General features: G+C 37.6%; 23 protein-coding genes. 2 read left to right on the top strand and 21 right to left on the bottom strand.

The genetic code is table 11. The features are described 5' to 3' along the window. The 5 genes from LGQ90_RS05900 to LGQ90_RS05880 all read right to left on the bottom strand — a co-directional run bounded on the left by LGQ90_RS05900 (position 1) and on the right by LGQ90_RS05880 (position 4974). Complete coding sequence (locus LGQ90_RS05900) at positions 1–948, bottom strand: NAD(P)H-dependent flavin oxidoreductase (RefSeq protein WP_229339151.1); 948 nt, start codon at positions 946–948, stop codon at positions 1–3. After that, positions 948–2543: a S8 family serine peptidase gene (locus tag LGQ90_RS05895; RefSeq protein ID WP_229339149.1), complete on the bottom strand. Its 1596-nt coding sequence runs from the start codon at positions 2541–2543 to the stop codon at positions 948–950. The genes LGQ90_RS05900 and LGQ90_RS05895 overlap by 1 nt, the downstream gene beginning before the upstream one ends. Positions 2544–2565: 22 nt before the next feature. Further along, entirely contained in the window at positions 2566–3753 is a 1188-nt protein-coding gene (gene mnmA, locus LGQ90_RS05890; RefSeq protein WP_229339147.1) for a tRNA 2-thiouridine(34) synthase MnmA, read from the bottom strand. A 117-nt stretch (positions 3754–3870) separates the two neighbouring features. Further along, positions 3871–4272, bottom strand: a complete 402-nt coding sequence (locus tag LGQ90_RS05885; RefSeq protein ID WP_229339145.1) for a lipocalin-like domain-containing protein — start codon at positions 4270–4272, stop codon at positions 3871–3873. 36 nt (positions 4273–4308) lie between these two features. After that, a complete protein-coding gene (locus tag LGQ90_RS05880) occupies positions 4309–4974 on the bottom strand; it encodes a toxin-antitoxin system YwqK family antitoxin (protein WP_229339144.1) in 666 nt (221 codons plus the stop codon). Between the two features lie 88 nt (positions 4975–5062). Here LGQ90_RS05880 and LGQ90_RS05875 point away from each other — a divergent pair, with 88 nt between their 5' ends. Then, positions 5063–6109 carry a fasciclin domain-containing protein gene (locus tag LGQ90_RS05875; protein ID WP_229339142.1) on the top strand — a complete coding sequence of 349 codons (1047 nt, stop codon included), beginning with the start codon at positions 5063–5065 and terminating at the stop codon, positions 6107–6109. A gap of 56 nt (positions 6110–6165) precedes the next feature. Here the strand turns inward: LGQ90_RS05875 and yidC are convergent, their stop codons facing one another. The 6 genes from yidC to LGQ90_RS05845 all read right to left on the bottom strand — a co-directional run bounded on the left by yidC (position 6166) and on the right by LGQ90_RS05845 (position 11904). After that, positions 6166–8016, bottom strand: coding sequence for a membrane protein insertase YidC (yidC, locus tag LGQ90_RS05870; RefSeq protein WP_229339140.1), 1851 nt, complete (start codon positions 8014–8016; stop codon positions 6166–6168). Positions 8017–8063: 47 nt separating this feature from the next. After that, complete coding sequence (locus tag LGQ90_RS05865; RefSeq protein WP_229339138.1) at positions 8064–9704, bottom strand: CTP synthase; 1641 nt, start codon at positions 9702–9704, stop codon at positions 8064–8066. Positions 9705–9823: 119 nt separating this feature from the next. Continuing rightward, positions 9824–10057 (bottom strand): DUF3820 family protein, encoded by a 234-nt coding sequence (locus LGQ90_RS05860; RefSeq protein ID WP_229339136.1) that lies wholly within the window; start codon positions 10055–10057, stop codon positions 9824–9826. Between the two features lie 3 nt (positions 10058–10060). Then, complete coding sequence (locus tag LGQ90_RS05855) at positions 10061–10429, bottom strand: response regulator (RefSeq protein ID WP_229339134.1); 369 nt, start codon at positions 10427–10429, stop codon at positions 10061–10063. Next, entirely contained in the window at positions 10426–11295 is an 870-nt protein-coding gene (locus LGQ90_RS05850) for a histidine kinase (RefSeq protein ID WP_229339131.1), read from the bottom strand. Before LGQ90_RS05850 ends, LGQ90_RS05855 begins: the two co-directional genes overlap by 4 nt. 21 nt (positions 11296–11316) lie before the next feature. Then, positions 11317–11904, bottom strand: coding sequence for a carboxymuconolactone decarboxylase family protein (locus tag LGQ90_RS05845; protein ID WP_229339129.1), 588 nt, complete (start codon positions 11902–11904; stop codon positions 11317–11319). 234 nt (positions 11905–12138) lie between these two features. On the opposite strand from LGQ90_RS05845, the gene LGQ90_RS05840 reads away from it, so the two are divergent. Further along, positions 12139–13674: a GH3 family acyl-acid amido synthetase gene (locus LGQ90_RS05840; RefSeq protein WP_229339127.1), complete on the top strand. Its 1536-nt coding sequence runs from the start codon at positions 12139–12141 to the stop codon at positions 13672–13674. On the opposite strand, the gene LGQ90_RS05835 is transcribed toward LGQ90_RS05840, so the two are convergent. From LGQ90_RS05835 to LGQ90_RS05790, 10 genes are all read right to left on the bottom strand, one after another. After that, entirely contained in the window at positions 13671–14249 is a 579-nt protein-coding gene (locus tag LGQ90_RS05835; protein WP_229339126.1) for a hypothetical protein, read from the bottom strand. The two genes, LGQ90_RS05840 and LGQ90_RS05835, sit on opposite strands and share 4 nt — an antisense overlap. 229 nt (positions 14250–14478) lie before the next feature. Next, positions 14479–14943 carry a DUF4168 domain-containing protein gene (locus LGQ90_RS05830; protein WP_229339124.1) on the bottom strand — a complete coding sequence of 155 codons (465 nt, stop codon included), beginning with the start codon at positions 14941–14943 and terminating at the stop codon, positions 14479–14481. Between the two features lie 318 nt (positions 14944–15261). After that, positions 15262–15594, bottom strand: coding sequence for a DUF1801 domain-containing protein (locus LGQ90_RS05825; RefSeq protein WP_341481956.1), 333 nt, complete (start codon positions 15592–15594; stop codon positions 15262–15264). A gap of 156 nt (positions 15595–15750) precedes the next feature. Next, positions 15751–16935, bottom strand: coding sequence for an MFS transporter (locus tag LGQ90_RS05820; protein WP_229339122.1), 1185 nt, complete (start codon positions 16933–16935; stop codon positions 15751–15753). Between the two features lie 63 nt (positions 16936–16998). Next, positions 16999–18903 carry a S9 family peptidase gene (locus tag LGQ90_RS05815; RefSeq protein WP_229339120.1) on the bottom strand — a complete coding sequence of 635 codons (1905 nt, stop codon included), beginning with the start codon at positions 18901–18903 and terminating at the stop codon, positions 16999–17001. Positions 18904–18999: 96 nt separating this feature from the next. Continuing rightward, positions 19000–19359 (bottom strand): cupin domain-containing protein, encoded by a 360-nt coding sequence (locus tag LGQ90_RS05810; protein ID WP_229339118.1) that lies wholly within the window; start codon positions 19357–19359, stop codon positions 19000–19002. Continuing rightward, positions 19360–19854, bottom strand: a complete 495-nt coding sequence (locus LGQ90_RS05805; RefSeq protein WP_229339116.1) for a nuclear transport factor 2 family protein — start codon at positions 19852–19854, stop codon at positions 19360–19362. Between the two features lie 10 nt (positions 19855–19864). Beyond that, positions 19865–20671 (bottom strand): alpha/beta hydrolase, encoded by an 807-nt coding sequence (locus LGQ90_RS05800; RefSeq protein WP_229339114.1) that lies wholly within the window; start codon positions 20669–20671, stop codon positions 19865–19867. Between the two features lie 46 nt (positions 20672–20717). Next, positions 20718–22004 (bottom strand): hypothetical protein, encoded by a 1287-nt coding sequence (locus tag LGQ90_RS05795; protein WP_229339112.1) that lies wholly within the window; start codon positions 22002–22004, stop codon positions 20718–20720. Between the two features lie 149 nt (positions 22005–22153). Continuing rightward, positions 22154–22654 (bottom strand): SRPBCC domain-containing protein, encoded by a 501-nt coding sequence (locus tag LGQ90_RS05790; RefSeq protein ID WP_229339110.1) that lies wholly within the window; start codon positions 22652–22654, stop codon positions 22154–22156. Between the last annotated feature and the right edge of the window lie 2 nt (positions 22655–22656).

Raw genomic sequence — 22656 nt, 5'->3', positions numbered from 1 at the left:
TTAAAGTTTGCTGACTTCTTCTTTAACTTTCTGAAAATCAGTGATGATCTCCTCTACAATTTCTGCAGCCGGTTTAATATCATGAATAAGTCCTGAGATCTGACCGATTTCAAGTTCACCCTCTTCAAGATCACCTTCAAACATTCCTTTTTTCGCCCTGGCACGACCTAATAATTCTATAAGATCTTCTTTACTGGGAGCTTTAGAATAGAGATTTTGAACGTCTTCATAAAATTTATTCTTCAAGAGACGAACCGGGGCAAGTTCTTTTAAGGTGAGCACCGTGTCTCCTTCCTGGGCTTTAACGACCATTTCCTTGAAGTTCTTATGAGAAGAGGCTTCCGGGGTGGCCACAAATCGGCTACCAATCTGTACGGCATCGGCACCAAGAACCATGGCTGCCAGCATCCCTCTCCCGGTAGCGATACCACCGGCAGCAATTAAAGGAATTGATATTTTTTCTTTTACCATGGGAATAAGGGTGAAAGTGGTAGTTTCATCCCGACCATTATGACCGCCGGCTTCAAAGCCTTCAGCAACCACAGCGTCTACTCCGGCTTCTTCAGATTTCATCGCAAATTTCACGCTGCTTACTACATGAACAACTTTTATCCCATGTTCCTGCAAATGTTTGGTCCAGGTCTTAGGATTTCCAGCCGAGGTAAAAACGATCTTTACACCTTCATCAATAATGATCTGTATGATCTTATCGATTTCCGGATAAAGCATAGGCACATTTACAGCAAAAGGTTTATCTGTAGCTTTTTTACATTTTTGAATATGCTCTTTTAAAATCTCCGGATACATAGAGCCGGACCCGATAATTCCGAGTCCGCCGGCATTAGATACGGCGCTTGCCAGTTTCCATCCGCTGGCCCAGATCATCCCGGCCTGGATTAATGGGTATTTTATATTAAAGAGTTGCGTGATTCTATTGTTAGTAGGCATTATTTTTTAATGATAAGAAATGATTGTCTTGAATTATTTTGTTCAAACATAGCAATATAAATTCCTCTGGAAAAACCTGAAAGATCTATTTCATTCTGAACCTGTTCTCTTTTTAAAATGATCCGTCCCAACGTATCAAATAGAGTGACCTTATAGCTTTGAGTCGTAGGATTATTAAACCTGAGTTCATTTTCTACAGGATTCTGATATAAAAAAAGCGCTTCACTATTTTCAGTGTTCTCAATAAGCTTAGAGAGTGCATCTCTAAAATCAGGGATTCCATAGCCAAGGTTGATATTTGGATTGCTGTAAAGACTCGAAACCTCTCTTACAAGTTGCATTACTTCAAGATTGGTCAAACTTGGATCTACCTGCCAGAAACTCGCCACTGAACCGGCAAGAATAGGGGAGGCGAATGACGTCCCACTGGCCTGCACCATATTATTGAATTCATCTATCGCTACGATCTCCAATCCCTGGGCAGAAACATCTGGTTTTACCCGGCCATCTGCAGAAGGACCCAGGGAACTGAAAGCAGCATAATTCCCGTTCTTATCTACAGCTCCCACGCTAAGTACATTGGCATCTGCAGGTGCTCCAATTATCTTAAAATAATCTTCATCGCCACGATTTCCAGTGGAAACAACCACGAGAAGACCTTTTTCTGTTGCTATATTGGCGCCACGGGAAATAAAAGCGGTTTCTCCATCCATATCTTCAGGAGTATAACTATAATCAGGATCATCAAAAAGGGTATAGCCTAAAGAAGTATTTATAAGGTCAACTCCCAGGCTGTCGGCCCTTTCTACAGCTTCTACCCAGTAAGTTTCTTCCACAGGAGTTTCGGTGGGGCCAATCTCTGTCCGGAATAAATAGTAAGAAGCACCAGGAGCTGTTCCCACAAAACGTCCTTCAATAAAACCTGCCATATTAGAAAGTACCAGCGTGCCGTGATTACTCAGTTCAGGATTATTATAGTTTTCAGATCTATTGGGGAAATCATAGCCACCCAGAAGTTTACCTGCCGACCGCAATCTTTCAAAAGCTCCAATAGTATTTACATTTGGAAATCCCGCATCCAATACTGCAATGGTAATTCCGTCGCCGGTATAATCATTTTCATGAAGATAATCGGTATTCAGCATTTCGGTCTGGTTTGCCGCCAGACCGTAGCTGAAATCTATATTGCTTTCTAATTTATTAGTGATTTTTTGAGCTTCAGTTGAAGCTCTGGAATTCAAATTATTACTGGCAAATTCAATTCCAGAAACAAACTCCAGCTCTGCTAGTTTTGAAATATCCTGAACAGTTCCTAGGACATGAACACAATTCAGCCATTTCGATTTTGCCTTTACCGAAATGTTTTCCCGGGATTTGACAATAGTAATATATTCTTCATTCACCGGGACATCCCTTTCATCAATAGGAGTTCTGCGAAGTTCTTTCCGCTGAATAGCCTTCGCACTTAGAATAGTGGAAGGATCATTTAGAGCTGCCTCTACATTAGGCTTTTCTTTAAAATAGATCCATGCATGCTCCTCCTGTGAATAAGAAAAACAGGTGATAAATAAAAAGATCAAGAAAAATCTTTGCATGAAAGGGCTCTAAGACACCAATTTACGAAATAACTCCAGAACCTAACAACTCTTCATCCTTATACCAGGCCACGAATTGTCCCTCTGTAATAGAAGCCTGGGGCTCATCAAAAATCACATACATACCATTTTCGGTTTGGTAAAGTGTAGCATCCTGCAGCGGCTGGCGATATCTGATTCTGGCTTTTAGCCTTAACTCCTCATCATTGCCAATCGCAAGGTCTTTACGAACCCAGTGAACTTCTTCCTGAGCTATAAAAAGTCCCTGGCGGTAAATTCCCGGATGATCTTTCCCCTGACCGGTATAGATCACGTTTTCTTCAACATCGGTATCTATTACAAATAAAGGCTCTGGAGTACCACCAACCGCAAGTCCTTTACGCTGACCTTTAGTAAAATAATGTGCTCCCTGATGTTTTCCTACCACTTTTCCATCTTCAAGCTGATAATTGAATTTTTTGGAGAGATGTCTCAATTCATCAATTTTCGATTGGAAATGGAGGTCTTCAGCGGTATACGAATTATTTTCAGCAGGCACTTCCACGATCACCCCTTCTTTTGGCTTCAACTTCTGTTGAAGGAAATCAGGAAGTCTCACTTTTCCTATAAAACAAAGTCCCTGAGAATCCTTCTTTTCAGCAGTAACCAGGTTTTGTTCTGCAGCGATCTTTCTTACTTCAGATTTTTGTAATTCCCCGATAGGGAAGAGGGTTCTGGAAAGTTGCTCCTGTGTTAACTGGCAAAGGAAATAAGACTGATCTTTATTATTATCTTTTCCTGAAAGTAGCTGATAGATTGTTTCTCCCTCTTTTTCAAATTCTGCTTTTCGGCAATAATGGCCTGTAGCAACATAATCGGCTCCAAGAGAAAGCGCGATCTTCATGAATACATCAAATTTGATCTCCCGGTTGCACAGCACATCAGGATTGGGGGTGCGACCTTTTTCATATTCGTTGAACATATAATCCACGATACGCTCTTTATATTGTTCACTGAGATCTACCGTTTGAAAAGGAATACCAAGTTTATCGGCCACCATCATGGCGTCATTACTGTCATCCAGCCATGGACATTCATCTGAAATGGTCACAGAATCATCGTGCCAGTTCTTCATGAATAGCCCGATCACTTCATAGCCCTGTTCCTTTAAAAGATAAGCGGAAACACTTGAATCTACACCTCCGGATAAACCGACAACAACTTTTTTCATTCTGTTTAAATTATACCTTTTCTAAGTCCGATTAAAGAGTCGGATTAGCGGGCACAAAATTACGAAATAAAAAAAGGTGGCGAAAGCCACCTTTTATATAAGAATGATAGAGATTTGTTATTTTACAAAAACAACTTCTACACCTGGTAGTTCAGGGCTTGTAAAAATGAATTGATTATCACCGGTAAAATTTACATTTCCGGTAGTACTCCCAAAGTTAGGTACAACAATAGTATAACTATTACCACCATTATAAGACCAGTTTCCTGAATCCACACCCTCAGACTCACATCCAGTTTCAGTTTCTTCAAAAAACTCAGAGCTGCCTGTACCGTCAGAATTGAATTCTATGTAGGAGTCCTGATTGCAACTATTAAGCGTATTATCACCACCAACTGGTCTTAAAGATTCGAGAAACCATTTTCCTACTATTTCGGTACCATCATTTGTATCGGAATCATCATCGCTGCAAGCAGTGAAAAGTGTTATTGATAATAATAGAATTAAAAACTTTTTCATAAGTAGATATTTTAGTTATTCAAATATATTCATTTATTAATAATCTTCCTCTCTTTCTAATTTTCCCTCAGAGAAATATTTCCAGTTCCCGCTTTTACGTCCTTCGGTATATTGACCCTCGATTGTTTTTATTCCTTCAGGGGTATAATAATTGGCCGGGCCATGTAATTCTCCTTTTTTATAATGTAATTCTTTGGTGACCTTTCCGTTATCTGCATAAATAAAACTTTCCCCATCTTTTTCACCATTTAGGTACTTGGTCTTTTCTGCTAGTTTTCCGTTAGGGAAGTAGGTCTTTTGGAGACCATCCAATTTATCATTTTTATAGATTTCAGTCATCATGATACTATCCGATTTTTGATGATAGTATATCCATTTTCCTTCCCTTTTTTTCTCTAACATCATACCCTCGCTTATAGGTTTCCCCTTTTGAGTGTAATAAGTAACATGAACCGAATCCTGAGCCTTCTCAAAATCCATTATCGCAGTTGGATGTTCATAAAATCCTTTTTTATAGAACTTAAAAATTCCGGTTTCCTTTCCATTCTGAAATGCACCTTCAAATTTAGGCTTATTAGTGCCTTCAAAATTGACTTTCCAGGGTCCATTTCGGCGTCCCTGGTCGTCAAATTGATTAATTTGAGATATACAAATAACTGGAAATAAGAGTATTAATGTTAAAATTTCAAGCTGTTTAACCATAATTAACAAATATTAAACAAAAAATTATTATGATTGGTTTTACTTTTACAAAAAATCAAAAACTAATCAATAACTTAAACTTAGAATTATGAATTTTATTTTAAAAAATGCCAAGTTAACATTTTTGGCGCTTCTTATTTCTTTTTCGTTTAGCGCATGTAGTGAAGATGATCTATTCGATCCAGGAGGTGAGACAGGAACAGTTACTCCAGAACCTACGCCAGATCCAGATCCTGACCCAGACCCTGATGATGATGGTACTGCAGAAAGTAATACTATTGTAGATTTCGTTAATAGTAATGACGATTATTCATCTCTTGGAGCGGCCTTAGAAGCGGCAGATTTAATCGAAACTTTGGATGGGGATACTGAATTTACTGTATTCGCACCAAATAATGCCGCATTTGATGCATTTTTAGAAGCTAATGGTTTTGCAACCTTGGAGGATGTTCCAACAGATTTGTTGACTCTGGTTTTGATGAATCATGTTCAGACTGGTATAGTTATGTCTTCAGATCTTAGCACCGGTTATATCGAAAGTATGGCAGAAGCAGGTCCTGATGGGGAAAATGTAAGTTTATATGTAGACACTTCAGATGGAGTGGTGCTTAATGGAATGAGCACAGTTACTTCTGCAGACAATGAAGTTGACAACGGTGTTATTCATGCGGTTGATGCCGTAATTGGATTGCCTGATGTTACTACGTTTGCCACTGCCGATCCTACTTTTTCTTCTCTAGCGACAGCGCTCACAAGAGAAGAACTGGTCACCACACTGCAATCTACTGATGCTCCGGCTCCCTTTACGATCTTTGCTCCAACTGATGACGCATTTACGGCATTGCTGGAAGATCTGGAAGCAGAATCTCTTGATGATATAGATTCAGCCACACTGACTTCGGTTTTACAATATCATGTAATTACTGAAGATTATGTAACCTCAGATGAGCTTACAGATGGAATGGTGGTAACTACATTGCAAGGGGAAGATATTACTATTAATGTAGATGGAGATGGTAATGTTAGTATTACTGATGTTAATGATGGAATATCTACGGTAGTGGCTGCAGATGTGCAGGCTACAAATGGTGTGATTCACGCTATAGATATGGTTCTATTGCCAACTTTAGAGTAATTTGTTTTTTTAATTGTTTGAATTTAAAAGCCCGGTGAGAACCGGGCTTTTTATTTTTACTTCTTTTGTTTTTTCTGCTGTTCTTCAGCCTGCTCCATCATTTCCTGGAACTTTCTGGTAAACCTGTTTTGCTTTTTAGGTTTTTTCTTGTTTTCCTGAATCTTAGCATGAATTTTATCTTCATCTATGATCGCATATTTTATTACCAGCATAATACCAATGGTAATAAGGTTGGAAGTGAAATAATAAAGCGAAAGTCCACTAGCATAGTTATTGAAGAATATCAACATTACTAAAGGAGACAGGTACATTAAAAATTTCATATTAGGCATTCCCGGTTGCTGATTAGCCTGCATACTCTGCCCGGTAGTCATCATCATATAGATGAAAATGGCTACAGAAGCTAATATCGGGAACAAACTCACGTGGTCTCCGTAGAATGGAATGTGAAATGGTAATTCCGCAATTACATCATAGCTGGAAAGGTCATCTGCCCATAAGAAGCTTTTCTGTCTTAACTGGAAAGCACTTGGGAAAAACTGGAATAAAGCATAGAATACTGGGATTTGCATTAAAGCCGGTAAACATCCACTCATAGGGCTGGCTCCCGCCTTGCTATAAAGCTTCATAGTTTCCTGTTGCTTTTTCATTGCATTATCCTTGTACTTCTCATTAAGTTCATTGATCTCAGGTTTTAATATCTTCATTTTAGCCTGGGACAAATAAGATTTATAGGTAACCGGAGATAATACAATTCTAACTACAATGGTCATCGCAATGATCGCCAGTCCATAACTAGGAAGCACTCCCGCCAAGAAAGCGAAAAACGGAATAAAAAGATATTTATTGATCCATCCAAAAATTCCCCATCCCAAAGGAATGATTTCATCAAGGTTTCGATCATAATCATTTAAGATCTTATAATCTGAAGGACCATAATACCAATTCATATTATAGTTTAGTTCACCTGCTTTTAATTCCAATGGAATGGTAGAGGCGAAAGTCTTGGTGAAAACAGTATCAACTTCTTCATCTTCCACCAAATTTTTAACTTTAAAACTACTTGTTGTAAAAGGATTATCTGTTAAAAGAATAGAAGAGAAAAAGTGTTGTCTGTAGGCGATATAACTAATATTTTCATCTTCATCTTCCCCATCGGTAACACTGTCGTCATCACCCCCATCATATTCGTAAATAAGATCGGTATAATTATTTTCATAAGAAATACTTTTTGAGTGACGGAAGCCTTTAAGTTTCCAGTCCAGGGTAGGAGTTTCAGCGCTATTCAAAACACCTGTTAGACCCTGCGAACGTATGCTAAAATCTAACATATATTCTCCCGGACGCATAGCATAGCGATATTCCAGATACTCATCTTCAGAAACCTTAAGTTTCATGGAAAGTATCTGGTTACCATTATTATCGGTAAGTTCAGGTTCAAAAAATAAATTTTCTGTATTTAGTGTTCTACCGTCTGTGGTAGTAAAACTCATATTTAAAGAAGAGTTCCCGTCTTTTATTAGGTAAACCGGAATAGAATCGTAGGTCTTATAATTTTTTAGGCGAGCTTCTTCAATATAACCACCTTTATTAGCGATCTTTAAAATTAGAAGATCATTTTCAATGGTAGTTGTGCCTCCCTGTGCTGATGATAAGGTTTCGGAATATCCAAAAGATCCCAGGCGGCGTTGCGCATCGGCAAGTGCTGTGGAGTCATTGGGCTGTCTGTTTGCAGATTCTTCAGTAGCAACTTGATTCTCCTTAGTTGAAGATTCAACCTGTTCGGTTGTAGTGGCATCTTCTGTTTCGGTTTCTTCAGGAGTATTATTGTAGAGCATCCATAAAAGAATTCCCCCAATTAGTATAAATCCAATGATGGATTGTACGTCTATTTTCTTTTCTTCCATTATTTAATTTTGCTTATTCTTCCTTTGGTCAAAAAAACGGCCAGTTTTTATTTCTGTGCCATCTTGGCATTTTTCTCCTTTACGGAATGTTCGTGTGCAGCTTTTACAAAAGAAACAAAAAGAGGATGTGGGCTAGCCACGGTACTCTTATATTCAGGATGATATTGAACTCCCACAAACCATGGATGATCTTTTAATTCAATAATCTCTACAAGACCAGTTTCAGGATTGATCCCGGTACTAAGCATCCCTGCATTTTCCAATTGTTCTTGATATTTGTTGTTATATTCGTAACGATGACGGTGACGTTCCTTGATCATGTCTACCCCATAAACTTCATGAATGATTGAATCTTTACGAAGTTCACAATCCCACGCACCAAGACGCATAGTCCCGCCTTTATGGGTTACCTCTTTTTGTGCTTCCATAAGGTCTATCACCGGGTGTTTTGTTTCAGGATCCATTTCAGTGGAATTGGCTCCTTTTAACTGAAGTACATTACGGGCAAATTCTATTACCGCCATTTGCATTCCCAGGCATATTCCCAAAAACGGGAGGTCGTTTTCACGAGCGTATCTTACCGCATCGATCTTTCCTTCAATTCCTCTTTCCCCAAAACCTGGAGCAACAAGAACGCCATCCAGATGACTTATCTTATTATGTATCGTGCTGTCATTTATAAATTCTGAATGAATATATTCAACATTTACATAGACCTCATTCTCTGCACCGGCATGAATAAAAGATTCTAGAATAGATTTATAGGAATCCTGAAGTTCTACATACTTTCCAATAAGTCCGATATGAACTTCAGCTTTCGGATTTTTATGTCTTTGCAGAAATTGATTCCAGCGATCAAGATTGGGTGTGGAATCATCTGGTAAAGCCAGTTTTTTCAGAGTAACCGTGTCCAGGCCTTCTTTCAGCATCATATTGGGAACATCATAGATCGTGGGTGCATCAATACTTTGAATTACCGCTTCCTGTCTAACATTACAAAATATGGCTAGTTTTCTGCGAATATCATCAGAGAGTTCGTGTTCAGTACGGCAAACAAGAATATCAGCCTTAATTCCGCTTTCCATCAGGGTTTTTACACTGTGCTGGGTAGGTTTTGTTTTCAACTCTCCCGCAGCAGAAAGATAGGGGACAAGCGTAAGATGTATCACCAGCGCATTATCATCTCCCAGCTCCCATTTTAATTGTCTTACTGCTTCAATATAAGGCAGTGATTCAATATCACCTACGGTACCGCCAATTTCAGTAATCACGATATCATAATCCCCGTTCTTACCCAGGATCTGGATTCTTTCTTTTATTTCATTGGTAATATGTGGAACCACCTGTACGGTTTTTCCAAGGAATTCTCCGCGACGTTCTTTTTCAATAACGCTTTGATAAATTCTTCCCGTGGTAACATTATTTGCCTGTGAAGTATTTACGTTTAAAAAACGTTCATAATGACCAAGATCCAGATCGGTTTCTGCGCCATCTTCAGTAACATAACATTCTCCGTGTTCGTAAGGATTTAAGGTTCCGGGATCTATATTTATATATGGATCCAGTTTCTGAATAGTCACTTTAAATCCCCTTGCCTGCAATAATTTTGCCAGGGAAGCAGCGATGATCCCTTTTCCAAGGGAAGAAGACACACCTCCAGTAACAAATATATACTTGGTATCGGCCATTTTTTTCTCGTTTGTTGCGTTGTTTTATTCAGGGCGCTAAATTACAAAGAAGAATAGAAAAAGCCGCTAATTTGGAAAGCTATTATTAAGAGCTTTTTAACAGCTGATGATTACTGAAATTAGGGTTTTGGATACTTTTTTCTTATCTGCCTCAACAGGCCTTCCAGACTGTTTATCTTTAATTCGTAAACCTGCTGCATCTGGTCGCCCAGCTTTCCAGGTGGAAAACCCTTCTGCCGAAACCATACATAATAAGGTTCTGGAATATCAGATAAATAATAATCTTTATACTTGCCAAAATGCATTTTCGCGTAAGCAAGTTCAAGGAGCTTTTGTGGGTCTGGAGCCGGCAAAATCTAGGAAGCTTTTAAGTATTCTGAAAGTTCAGAAATCTTTTTCTTATTCATGGGTTTAACCATGTATTTTATAACATTTGAATACTCTTTTGCCTTTTCTTTATCTATTTTACTGGTACTGGAGGTAAGAATGATAATGCGATGAAAAATATTATTTTTCTTTAATGCTTCTAAAAATTCCCAGCCATCCATATCCGGCATATTTAGATCAAGAAAAATTAAGGCGCCTTCCTCTTTGGCTACCGATTGGAAAGCCTTGGTAGGATCTGTAAAATCTTCTACAGAACCTTCAAAACCTTCAAGTTCCAATAACTTTTTGGTGATAAAATTTGAAATAGGCTGATCGTCTACTAAATAGATCTTTTTCATAAATCTTTGGCCTTTAATTCCATCAACTCTTTTGATGCCATATCAACAACTTCTTTTAATATTTCATCCATCTCCTCCACTGTCGTTTCAAGTTTTGGGATTAACTCTGCTCTACACTCTTTATCATCCATAAATTCAAAAAGCTGAATAATTCCCTGGATTCTTGATAGTGGTTCCCGAATGCTGTGAGAATTTAAAGCTAAAATATGCAGGAGCTTCTTATTTTTCTCAACGATCTCATGGGTCCTTTCTTTAATAGTCTGCTTTTGATTCTCTACGATATTTTCAATCTCCAGATTTTTGGATTTAATGGTATCATAAGCTTCAGAAAGGTTCCTGTTCTGGATAGCAAGCTGTCGCTTCAGGTATATCTCGCTAAATTTAGCCTGAATGCAATCCACTATTAATTTCAGGATTTCCACATCACCAATAGAAAATGTCTTTTTCTGATCGGCGAGCAAAGATACTAATACTTTTCTTTCATGTTTATTAAAGCACCATCCCCAGAGTACAGGATCATACAAAGAGTCTAAGGAAACTTTGTTTCTTATAAGTTCATCAGGAATTTCATTGGTAATAAGTGGAATTCCTTTTTCTAATAATTCTTTTTCGTAAGGAAATAATTGAGATTCTTCCCTAAGATCGAACCAGATCTTAGTACCGAATTGTTCAAAAAAGAATAATTTGTCTCCCTGGTATATCGTCATCCTGATGATCCTGAAATTAAGTAAATATTTCAGGTGGGTTTTACATACTTCAGCAACCTCTTCAAGATCTGCACAGCGATTTATATCATTGGCAAATTTTGAATAAGCTTCATAGGTTATTCTATAAAGCTGGGAGGTATTTTGGAAAATATCACTCATTAGGATATTGACTGAAATTTCCTATTGAGGAGTTTCAAGCAATTCATTATCTATTTTGATCCCAGATACGTCGGCAATCGTATTCAGCATATTCACAAGGTCAGCCTGAGCCATTAATTCCTGAATTTCTCTAGAGGTAAAACCTGCATTTTCAAGTTCGGTAAAATCTTCTTCTGAAATTTCAGAGTGCTCCAGGGCTGCTTTGGTAACTACCTGGATGGCGGTTTTATAACTAACAGGCATCGATGGAGAGTTTAAACTTTGAGTAGCTCTGAAGCCATCTTCTTCAGATATCATGGAACTCATACTATCTGCGAAAATTCCATGCGCATGAGAACAATAATTACATCCTCTTTGCTTGGAAACGTTATAAATGATTAGCTGTTTTAATACGTTTGGAACCTGGCCTTCCATTAAAGTATTTTTTAATTTGCTCCAGTTTCCCTTTAATAGAACTTCATTATCTCCCTGGCACTTAAACCAGTTTAAAACAAAAGGAAGTTGCAAGGTTTTTTTTGTATCATCATAGATTTCTCTTACCTGAGGAGAAGCCTGCTCATAAGAGATCATTTTGTACCTGGATTGGGTGTTTGGTGAAATTTGGTCCATAGAAGATTTGTAGGGTAAAAGTTAGAGATTCGGTTTAATTTGTAAATATTACAGTTATTTTTTGTTTTTCATCGTAAATGAAGGATTTTTAACGTTTTCTAATTTGTTTCCTATTAATATTAAACAAGCTGTAAGGCTATTACTACTTTTTAGCCCCGTTAAATATTTGGTAATCTTTAGTAGGTCTCTGAGGGTATTTTTAGATTTAACATTCCAAAAAAATCATATAACTAAATGGCGATATTCGGATCTATTATTAAAAGTCTTATAGACCTAAAAGAAAGTTTTACCACAGAGGGAGAAGCAGAGAAAAATCAGGAAGAGGTATTGCTCGGTCTATTGAAAAAGGCTAAGGATACCTCATTTGGTAAGCATTACAAATTTGAGGAGATCTTAGAGTCAGAAAATATTCAGCTGGAATTTTCTAAAAGGATTCCATATTTTGACTACAATAAAATAGATAAGGAGTGGTGGCATAAATATCATGAAGGAGAAGAGAATGTTACCTGGCCGGGGAAACCACCTTATTTTGCTTTGAGTTCTGGTACCACTGGAAAAAGTAGTAAAAGGATTCCGGTTACCGATGAAATGATGGAATCTATTCGTAAAGCCGGGATCAAACAGGTTGGTGCACTTAGCAATTTTGATCTGCCACCCGACTTTTTTGAGAAAGAGATCATGATGCTTGGAAGTTCTACAGATCTTCAAAAAGAAGGAGATCATCAGGAAGGTGAAATTAGCGGAATTAGCGCCAGTAATATTCCATTTTGGTTTAGAAGTTATTACAAACCCGGTGAAGAGATTTCTAAAATAGATGAATGGGACGATCGAGTTCAGAAAATTGCCGAAAATGCAAAAGAGTGGGATATAGGAGCATTAAGTGGAATTCCATCCTGGATGGAATTGATGCTGAAAAAGGTAATTGAATACCACAAAGTAGATAATATCCACGAGATCTGGCCAAATCTACAGGTCTATACTTCTGGAGGGGTTGCTTTTGAACCTTATGAAAAAAGTTTCAATGCGTTATTAGGAAAACCTGTACAGGTGATTGATACTTATCTTGCTTCCGAAGGATTTTTAGCGATCCAGAACAGACCGGATACACATGCCATGAAACTGATCCTGGATAACGGAATTTATTTCGAATTTGTTCCTTTTAAAGCTGAATATATTAACCAGGATGGATCTATTACCGATGATGCACCAGTAATTTCACTGGCAGATGTAGAAGAAGAACAGGATTATGTGCTGCTAATTTCTACAGTAAGTGGGGCATGGCGATACTTAATTGGTGACACCATCAAGTTTACCGATAAGGAAAAACACGAGATAAGAATTACCGGTAGAACTAAATTCTTTTTGAACGTGGTTGGATCCCAGCTTTCAGTAAATAAGATGAATGATGCTGTACAGGAGTTAGAAGATCAATTCGATATAAAGATTCCAGAATTTGTGGTCGCTGCAAAAAGAGCAGAGGATGGCGAATATTACCATTACTGGTATTTGGGGACTGAAGATAAAGTAGAAGATGATAATCTTGCTGAAGCCCTGGATAATGCTCTGAAAAGTGCGAATAAGAATTACAAGGTGGCCAGAGGAAAAGCATTAAAAGGAGTGAAGGTGACCACTATAGATCCTAACTTATTTCATGAATGGAATGCCCTTAATAAGAAAAAAGGAGGCCAGGTTAAAATGGAAAAAGTAATGAATGAGGAAAAACTGGAAAAATGGGAAAATTTCCTGAAAGACCAGGGAGCAACTAGTTAATCTGTTTCTTCATGAATTTCATCGATTAGAACCATGATCTCTTCCTGTGAGAGGTAGAGGTCTTCAATTCTATTCTTGTAGGTGTCTGAAAGTTTCGAATGATTTAAAATAAAATCTTTAGTGGCTATGATGTTTTCACCCAGGCCATGATTAACAGCATAAGTATCTGCCGCTCTTTCAGCTTCCCGAATGTAATTTTTTGAAGTCACATACTTTACTCCAAACCACATGAGGTCAAGGGCAGATCTATCTCTATAATCCATGATATGACCTAATTCATGCCCTATCCATCCAATTAATACCTCTGAGGGTACGGTAGTGACATCAAATATTTCATCTTCGATTTTGAATTTTTCGTTGATGAAGATAAAGTAACTTCTATTCTTACGATTTTTAAAAAGTCCGCTAATTTTTGGCTGAGCCTGCATAAAAGACTTTTTTATATTTTTCTTAAACCTAATTTCAATGGGAGTATCTTTTAATTCAGGATAATGAGAAAGAGCTACATAGGTTTCCCGCCAGATTATATCGGGTACAATTTTATTGCTAAATTCTAAACTATCTTTTTGTTGCATGGTTGATTGCTGGGCATAGCAAGCCGGTAGAGAAATCAAAAAAAAGAATACAAAAAATGTTTTTGTGTAAAGGCTCACCATATTAATTAATTACTTACCAAAATACGACAAAATTGATGCCTTAAGGATTTTCAAGTTTTAAAATAGACTTAAATTATAGGTCTTCCATATTAAAAACAAAAAAAGCAGGTTTTAAAACCTGCTTTCTAAATCGTAATATTTAAAAGCTCTAGCTCTTCATAATTTCCTGAAGTCTTTGCTGAAGTTCAGCATCAGACCTTAGGGCCATAGCTAATTGCTGATATCTTTCCATACTTAGATCACTTTCAGTGATCACTGCCTGCATCTTTTTCTGGAATTCAGGTTGCATTTTTTCAAGTTCAGAAACTACAGCCTTATATTTCTTGTCTTCTTCAGCAGAAGTTTCTACTTCCTTATTTGGATCCATTTCAGCCTGATGAATCTCATTGAATCTTTCAAGTTCAAAATCTTCATTTTGAACCGTTGCCATCATTTCCTTTTGAGCTTCCTGGTTCATCATTCTCATTTTCTGAAAAACTTCAGCAAATTGAGTCAGTTCAGCATCACTTACTTCAATTGATTCCTGTTGTTGTGGTATTGTTGTAGATTGGGCCGTTACTGATGCCGTTCCTACAGCGACTACAAATAACAGACTACTAAAAAACTTCTTCATTTTTCTATAATTTTAATGTTTGATACTTATAGTGCAAAGGCTATGCCTATAATTTGGGACTTCCATAATTTTATGATGCTGAAATTAATTCTTAATGAAGCTTTAACAACTGGGAACCGCTCTACATAAGGATATGAGCTAATTCAGGCTATAACTCTGATAATTTCATTTTAAAAGAATAAATTTCTTATAAGCGTCTGCCACCTTGTCTATCTTTTTCAAAGTTTTCTCAGGAAATATTCCTCATATTCTTTCCTTGGCTTCTACACAAGGATTGAAAAATGGTATATATTCCCATTCATTTAAGATTTAATAAATCTACTTTTTTATAGCTTTCTCATAGGTAGATATCCATTGCTGCGGGCTTATTTTTGAAGAGAGCTCCCCGATCAATTCAAATGGAATATTGTCCATGTTTTTGAGTCTGAGGCAACTTTTGCCCATATCGGGTTTTTTACCAGTTCTCTTTATATATTCACTCACAAACCAATCATGCATTTCTTTATTAGCATATACTCCTGAATGGTAAACGGCAATATAATTCTTTTGAGAGGCCAGGTTCATAAACGGAAGCGGGAGTAATGGATCACAATGATAGCCTTCCGGGTAAATGGAATGCGGAATCACATAACCAATCATTCCGTAACTCATTCTTTCCTCAAAACCTTCCGGAAGATTATTTTTAATTCAGCCCGTAGCTTATTCATTTGCGCTGTTCTTTCTTCAGGAACCTTGCTGATATATTCTTCTGGAGAATCGGCCTCAATTTTCATAGGGTCTTAATTAATGAGTTTCCTATGAATTTAATCATTTTACGGCACTTTTACTTTTGAAAAGTGCTACTAATCCAAATGCAGGTCCCAGGGCCAAAAAGAGGAAAATATATGCCGGAGATAAAAATCCCATTAGGTAGGTCACTAATTGAATACTGAAAATAGTAATGCTAAAACCAATACAATTTACGATCGTCAACGCGGTACCCCTGGATTCAGCAGAAGCGTTTTGGGCGACAAGGGTAGAGAAGAGAGGAGAATCAGCTACTACCACCAAACCCCAGAATATTAAAAATGCAAAAAGTATATATTCTGAACTTAAGTAAAAAATCAATGGTGAGATAAGGCAGCAAAGTCCGGATAGAAAAAGTGCTGAACCTGCCGTTATTTTTACTCCTTTCTTTTCGGAAATGAACCCTCCTAAGATGCAGCCAATTCCTCCAAGACCAATTACGAGGAACGATAGAAAGGGAATACTGAAATCCACCTCGGGATGAAGGTTTTTATAAAAGGCCAGTATTACCGGAATAAAGGCCCAGAATGCGTATAATTCCCACATATGCCCGAAATACCCAAATGCAGCTGAACGAAAGTTCGACTTTTTAAATATTTTAAAAATGAGACCGGGATCTGGGATTTTCCGAGCTGTGCGAAATGGCCCATTGGGTACTAACATCAAGATTAAAATTCCTCCGGTAACCGCCAGAGTAGAAGTGAGGTAAATGACATATCTCCACTCAAGATCATTATTTCCTGAAACTTCTTTTAATAGATGTGGGAATGCCGTTCCCAAAACCAATGCCCCTACCAGGTAACCCAGCGATCTGCCCAGGCCTTTTTCAAAGTAATCTGCAGCGATCTTCATTCCCACAGGATAAATACCTGCCAGTGCAAAACCGGTAAAAAAACGGAGTAATAATAAACTGAAAAGATTATTGTTTTCAAATAAGGCGCCCAGGTTAAAAATAGCTCCTGCTATAGCGCAAAAAAAGAAAACTTTTGAAGGTGAAAACCTGTCTGAAATAGTAAGAAAGGCAAAACTTAAGGTTCCGGCAATAAATCCAAACTGAACTGCAGATGTTAAATGGCCAAGAGCATCAGGATCAAGGGTGAATTCCCTAAGAAGGTCTGGCATTACCGCATTGCCTGCAAACCATAAAGAGGTGCAACAGAATTGCGCAAAAACGATAACAGGCAATATCCGGGAAGGTATTTTCAAAAATTTGAAATTATGTTCTTACTGGATATTACCTGTTTCATTTGCTTTAGCTATCCCGCTAAATTAATCTTTTAATGCTTTTTCAGGCATAGATACATCTTCATCCCGTAAATACTTATCAAGAAAGCTCAGGATTTGTCTATAGCCTTTTATCTCATTTTCTTTTTTAATAAAACCATGTCCTTCATCAGGAAATACCATGTATTCCACAGGAACATCATTTGCTTTTACAGCTTCTACTATTTCATCAGATTCAACCTGTAGCACACGCGGATCATTAGCTCCCTGTAATACCATGATTGGATTTTTTACATTTTCAGCATGGAAAAGGGGAGAGATTTTTCTAAGTCTAATAGAATCCTTGGTGGTGGGATCTCCTAATTCTTCATACAAAGCGTTCTTAAAGGATTCCCAGTATGGCGGAATAGATCTCAGGGTTCTCAACCAGTTAGTTACCCCAAAAATATTCACGCCTACCTCAAATTCATCTGGTTCAAAAGTCATAGCGGCCATGGTCATATATCCGCCATAACTTCCGCCAATAATTCCGATCTGGTCTTTATTAATGTAATCCTGGGATTCCAGCCATTTTTTTCCATAAATGACATCCTGAAGGTCTTTTTCCCCGTGGTTCTTATCATCCATCTTATAAAAACTAGCGCCATACCCGCTGCTACCTCGGTTATTAACCGCTAGAACCGCATAACCGTGATTTACCAGGTATTGGATTAAAGCAGAATATCCAACTCGGGATTGTCCGCCGGGACCGCCGTGGACCCAAACTAATGCAGGTTTCTTATTATCGGCAGTAGCATTTAGTGGGTTATAATAAATTGCTGGAATTTCGAGTCCGTCAAAAGATTTATATCTCACCACTTCTGCTGAAACAAGATCATTAGGATCAATTTCAGGGTTTAGAGTGCTGGTGAGTTTTTTAAGTTCTTTGGTCTTTATATTATAAACATAAATATTATTGGGAGTTTTTGAAGTTCCCACGGTGAGCCTTAAAAGATCTTCACTTTCAGAAAAACTGGCAGACACGATGTTGCCATCTTTTATTTCGGGAAGCTCCATGGGCGTTTTAGTTGCGTTTTCCCAAAGAATTAGTTTATTTGCTCCATCTTCATTTATGGCAATGACTCTATAAGTGTCATTTTCGCTAAGGTTACTGTACATTACGTCCCAGTTGGTCTCATAAATAACTTTAGATTCTTTGCTCTCTAAGTTGAAAGACATTAATCGGCTGAATTCCCCTCCATGATTGGTGGTATAATAAAGTTCTGTTTCATCTTTATTGAAACCGGTTGGACTGTAATTAAAACCGGGTTTGGAAATTTCGGTCATTTCCCCATTCTCCCTGTTCAGTAAAAAGAGTTTATTTTCGCTGGTAGTGATCGGTTTTGCCAGCGCGAGATGTTTTCCTGATGCTGAAATGCCTGAAACTGAATAACCTTCTGTATTTTCATAAAGTAATTCCGGTTCCCACACACCTGTTTTCATTCTATAGAGATCGAAAAATTGTGGATTTCTTTTATTCGAGAGATAATACATGTATTGTTTGTCTCCACTCCAGCCTGCAAAATTTGCTTTTTCATTTTCTCCCGGGGTTAGGTCTTTTGAGGTCCCATCTGGTTTTAGAAGATAGATATGATCTATCTCATTCCCACCCTTATCTGCGGAATAAAGTATATTCTCACTATTAGGGACATAATCTACCGCAAAGAAAGATTCTTCTTTAGAATTGGTGACTGCAGTTTGAGTGCCATCAGCAATATTGATCTCAAAAAGATTGAAGATCCCAGATTTATCGCTGCTAATTAGAAGTTTAGATTCGTCAGCCGAGAAGCTTCCGCCACCAATGCGGGTATTTTCGTAAAATTGTTCAATACTGTACTCTTTTGGTTTTTCCTGATCTTGCGCAAAAAGGCCTGCGGCAAAGAGAAGAAATAAGAAATTAATTTTTTTCATTTTCTGTAGTGTTAGTTAACTAATTGGTTGGTTTAAGCTCAGTTGAATATACAAAAAATGGAAGTAATTATCTATATTCTGAGATTATCGAATAGTCTAAAGATGTTTCTGATCATTATTGGTAAGCTGATGTTTTTCCTTTCCGGTATGTTGAGTTGAAGCAGGTTCAAAGAGCATTACCTGTACTTCTTCTTCGGCAATGGGACGGTGTTCAACACCACGCGGCACTATAAAAAATTCATTTTCCTGAAGTTCCACGGTTCTATCTCTGAATTCAATTTTCAGCTTTCCTTTTACGATCCAGAACATTTCATCTTCTGCTTCATGGGAGTGCCAGATAAATTCGCCTTTAAGTTTAGCCAGTTTTACCTGCTGTCCATTAAGTTCACCCACAATTCTTGGATTCCAGTGGTCTGAGAACATTTTAAATTTTTCATTTACATTTACTTTTTCCATTTATTCAGGACTTTTGTGATCGTAACTTAAAACACGTTTTAAGATCCATTCATTATTTACAAGGATCCAAATATGGGTGAATTTTGCCGAACTGGTTTTGTAGACTTCCTTATCTGGTTCTTGTATGTAAAAATCGTGATTCCCTTTCTGGATCGCTCCATATAATTTACCATTTTCATATAAAGGATAAACTTCCAGGCTTTCAGGAATAAGTTTTCTAATAGGTTTCTTATCTGGAATTGCACAAATATTTTTCTTAACAGCATTTAAAAAATCTTCTTTACTGTTGCTTAAACCGCCCTGGTCGTGATAGAATTCCAGATCTTCACTTATAAACATCTCAAATGCCTCAATTTTACACTTATTGAATCCCAGATCAAACAACAGGCTATCTCTTGATTTGAGTTGTTTGAATAAATTGGAATCATGACTTTCCTGTGCAGAAATTGCATAGAACAGATGAAGAGCGATTAGACAGGTAAGAATATTTTTCATCTCGAATAATTTATTTCTGCATTAACCAAAGATAGGTTTCGGGAAAGTTTTTGCTCCACATCGTTTCATTATGCTCGCCACCTTCTACGTACTTTAGCTTGAAATTTTCAGTTTTCATTCCTTTTTCCATTAATAGACCGATCATCTTTTTCAGGTCAGGAACCATCTCTTCAGATTCAGCAGTACCGGCTAAAAAGTAAAATTTAGTGTTGGGGTTTAATTCAGCTTCTTCAGTAAAATCATAGATCTTATCATTGAACCAGAAAGAAGGCGAGTAGGCTCCAATCATCCCAAAGCTCTCCGGATATTTTAAAGCAGCGTAGAAAGAGATAAGTCCGCCTAAAGATGAACCGAAAATACCGGTATTTTCATAACCCGGTAAGCTTCTGTAAGTACTGTCAATATGTGGTTTCAAATTTTCAAGCAGAAAATCAAGATAGGCATTTGCTTTTCCTCCTCCATATTTTTCATGAGGAAAGGGAGTTAATTCATCAATTCTTTTATCTCCGCCATGTTCAATACCCACGATGATTGCTTCTTTAGAATCTGGACTATCAAGAGCTTCATCTACCTTCCATTCACCCACAAAAGAAGTTTTGTTATCGAACAGATTTTGCGCATCGTGCATATAGATCACTGGATATCTTTTATCTGAATTGCTATAGCTTTTTGGTAGATAGATCCAGATCTTTTTGATAATATCCAGCTGCGGCGCTTCAATTTCAAAATGGCTGACATTTGAAGAAGCCGTACTTTGGGCAATTGAATTGAAGCTGATAAATATGCTTAGAATAAAAAAAGTGAATTTTATCTTCATGAATGGCCTGGTTAAAATGCTTGTTTCAAAAATAGAACTTAAAAAATTAATTTGAAGAATTTACTCCACATTCAAAACAGGGGAGGAGTTCGGGACTAATTTCTGCTTTTTCCGATCCTTTTAGAGCTTCGTTAAGCTTTCCTTTTTCCTGAATTACAGACTGAAATGCTTCGGCATATTCGACGAGATGATCTCTTCTGCTTCTGAGCTTTTCACTGATCTCTGCCCGGTCTAGCTTTGAAATTTCTTTGGGCCAGACTTTAAAAGAATCGTCAATTTTGGCATTGGTTAATGCATTTTGAAGCGCTTTGGCCTGTTCTATATAAATCTCTTTTGGAGTATCTATAAGAAAATATCTGTCGAAAGGATACACCAACCCGGGCATATGATCAATTTTCATCTCGAAAGGTCTTACCAGCGGTTCCACATTTTTATTGGTTATGATGGTAGGGATCACCCCGCCAGGATTAAAAAAAGCGTTATCGCGATCGCCGGCCAGAGGAATTGCTTCAATTTTACCTTCGTTTTCCTTTAAAACCCAGCCCCATTGTTCTGCATGCCGGTCCCAATCTCCTATAAGCAGGTCGAATAGACGGGTTCTTATCAAAGCCGCTCTGTTTATACTTAGATTCTTTCCTTCTTTTTGCTTTAGCTCCTGCAGGGCTTTTGTTTCAATAATCTCATTTACATTCTCGTAAGAAGTCCAGTTCTTTTTACTTTCAGTTTCATATTCCAGGAGATATAAACGGTTCCCGTACTTCTCATTATACTTTCCGAGCAAATCCTGTTTTGGAAGAAAGTACATAGATGGATGTGTGTGTAAGACACCTACAATTTCTGAAAGTTTAGCGGCTAGAATAGCGCCATAAGGATGTTGTGCAGAAATCCCATCTACTATAATATTTTCCAGACCGAGATCTTCTGCTATTTCCGGAATTAATTTTTGGGGATCTTTTGCTACGCTCCTCAGGGTAAAGGTGATGCCTTGAGGATTTACCAGTTTGAGGGAATGAGTTTGCTTTCCGCCTCCTTCTTTTAGAATTGTTAGTCCGCCCTTTAAAGTGTCCAGAAATACAATAGGAAACTGAATAGGAGTCGCCCAGGTTTTTCTGTAGTTCTCTCCCTGCATAAATTCTTTCAGAATATTTCCTTCGTAGAGACTATTGGGAGCAAGCAACACAGAATCATGCTTTCTAAAATCGATATTTTCCAGGTCTTCGAAACTCTTTATTTCACAGGTTTTAAATTCTTTATTCGTACTGGAAACCGACCAGTAAATAAGCACAATGAATACAATTAAAAGTATTGCTATTACTGCAAGAACTTTTTTCATCTAGATTCTGTTAGGTTAATTTTCGGAATCTAAATCTATAATTTTATAGAAGATTTGAAGTTTTTGAAAAGTTATAATATTCCAAAAAAATCAGAAGTTCTAATTCTCTAATTTTCATAGGGTGGACTGAATTTTAGACGTAAGCTAAATCAGTCCATCTGCAATTCACTGCGTTTATTTCTAAGATCGGGCCCGGACTGAAGGTTAGATTTAAGATTCAGCATATAAAAGGTCCAGCCTGTTTTACAACCTACGTAAAAATTCATTTTAGAATGTTCGTCCACAGGAATATTTTCCTGAGTTAGTTTTAATACGGTCTGTTTGTTCTCCTCAACAATCTTAACGGCAACTGTGCCTGCTTTACCAAAAATGAATCTTAAAAACTCACCTTCTTTGGGTTTTAAGATTTCTCCATGCTCTTCTACGCTTTCCGGCCAGCCAAACCATTGCCACCTGTAGGTGTCGCCGGGATGAAATACTTCCTGTCTTTTACGAATCTCTCCCTTAGAAGTTCTAAATTCTGCAAGTTTTAGAAACCATTTTTCAAGTTCGTTCTGGGACATCCAGGAATTAATAATTTTTTCCTTTGGTTGATCCAGAGGAAGATTAACGGTGAAGCTTGTCCAATCTGGTTTGTTCTTATCTTCCATGA

The sequence above is a fragment of the Christiangramia sediminis genome (assembly GCF_020552705.1).
Taxonomy (GTDB): Bacteria; Bacteroidota; Bacteroidia; order Flavobacteriales; family Flavobacteriaceae; genus Christiangramia; species Christiangramia sediminis.
This window is presented reverse-complemented; position numbering and strand designations above follow the sequence as displayed.

Coding starts and splice junctions, on each gene's coding strand:
- LGQ90_RS05900 (WP_229339151.1), bottom strand. CDS start 948: ATGCCTACTAACAATAGAATCACGCAACTCTTTAATATAAAATACCCA.
- LGQ90_RS05895 (WP_229339149.1), bottom strand. CDS start 2,543: ATGCAAAGATTTTTCTTGATCTTTTTATTTATCACCTGTTTTTCTTAT.
- mnmA (WP_229339147.1), bottom strand. CDS start 3,753: ATGAAAAAAGTTGTTGTCGGTTTATCCGGAGGTGTAGATTCAAGTGTT.
- LGQ90_RS05885 (WP_229339145.1), bottom strand. CDS start 4,272: ATGAAAAAGTTTTTAATTCTATTATTATCAATAACACTTTTCACTGCT.
- LGQ90_RS05880 (WP_229339144.1), bottom strand. CDS start 4,974: ATGGTTAAACAGCTTGAAATTTTAACATTAATACTCTTATTTCCAGTT.
- LGQ90_RS05875 (WP_229339142.1), top strand. CDS start 5,063: ATGAATTTTATTTTAAAAAATGCCAAGTTAACATTTTTGGCGCTTCTT.
- yidC (WP_229339140.1), bottom strand. CDS start 8,016: ATGGAAGAAAAGAAAATAGACGTACAATCCATCATTGGATTTATACTA.
- LGQ90_RS05865 (WP_229339138.1), bottom strand. CDS start 9,704: ATGGCCGATACCAAGTATATATTTGTTACTGGAGGTGTGTCTTCTTCC.
- LGQ90_RS05855 (WP_229339134.1), bottom strand. CDS start 10,429: ATGAAAAAGATCTATTTAGTAGACGATCAGCCTATTTCAAATTTTATC.
- LGQ90_RS05850 (WP_229339131.1), bottom strand. CDS start 11,295: ATGAGTGATATTTTCCAAAATACCTCCCAGCTTTATAGAATAACCTAT.
- LGQ90_RS05845 (WP_229339129.1), bottom strand. CDS start 11,904: ATGGACCAAATTTCACCAAACACCCAATCCAGGTACAAAATGATCTCT.
- LGQ90_RS05840 (WP_229339127.1), top strand. CDS start 12,139: ATGGCGATATTCGGATCTATTATTAAAAGTCTTATAGACCTAAAAGAA.
- LGQ90_RS05835 (WP_229339126.1), bottom strand. CDS start 14,249: ATGCAACAAAAAGATAGTTTAGAATTTAGCAATAAAATTGTACCCGAT.
- LGQ90_RS05830 (WP_229339124.1), bottom strand. CDS start 14,943: ATGAAGAAGTTTTTTAGTAGTCTGTTATTTGTAGTCGCTGTAGGAACG.
- LGQ90_RS05825 (WP_341481956.1), bottom strand. CDS start 15,594: ATGAGTTACGGAATGATTGGTTATGTGATTCCGCATTCCATTTACCCG.
- LGQ90_RS05815 (WP_229339120.1), bottom strand. CDS start 18,903: ATGAAAAAAATTAATTTCTTATTTCTTCTCTTTGCCGCAGGCCTTTTT.
- LGQ90_RS05810 (WP_229339118.1), bottom strand. CDS start 19,359: ATGGAAAAAGTAAATGTAAATGAAAAATTTAAAATGTTCTCAGACCAC.
- LGQ90_RS05805 (WP_229339116.1), bottom strand. CDS start 19,854: ATGAAAAATATTCTTACCTGTCTAATCGCTCTTCATCTGTTCTATGCA.
- LGQ90_RS05800 (WP_229339114.1), bottom strand. CDS start 20,671: ATGAAGATAAAATTCACTTTTTTTATTCTAAGCATATTTATCAGCTTC.
- LGQ90_RS05795 (WP_229339112.1), bottom strand. CDS start 22,004: ATGAAAAAAGTTCTTGCAGTAATAGCAATACTTTTAATTGTATTCATT.
- LGQ90_RS05790 (WP_229339110.1), bottom strand. CDS start 22,654: ATGGAAGATAAGAACAAACCAGATTGGACAAGCTTCACCGTTAATCTT.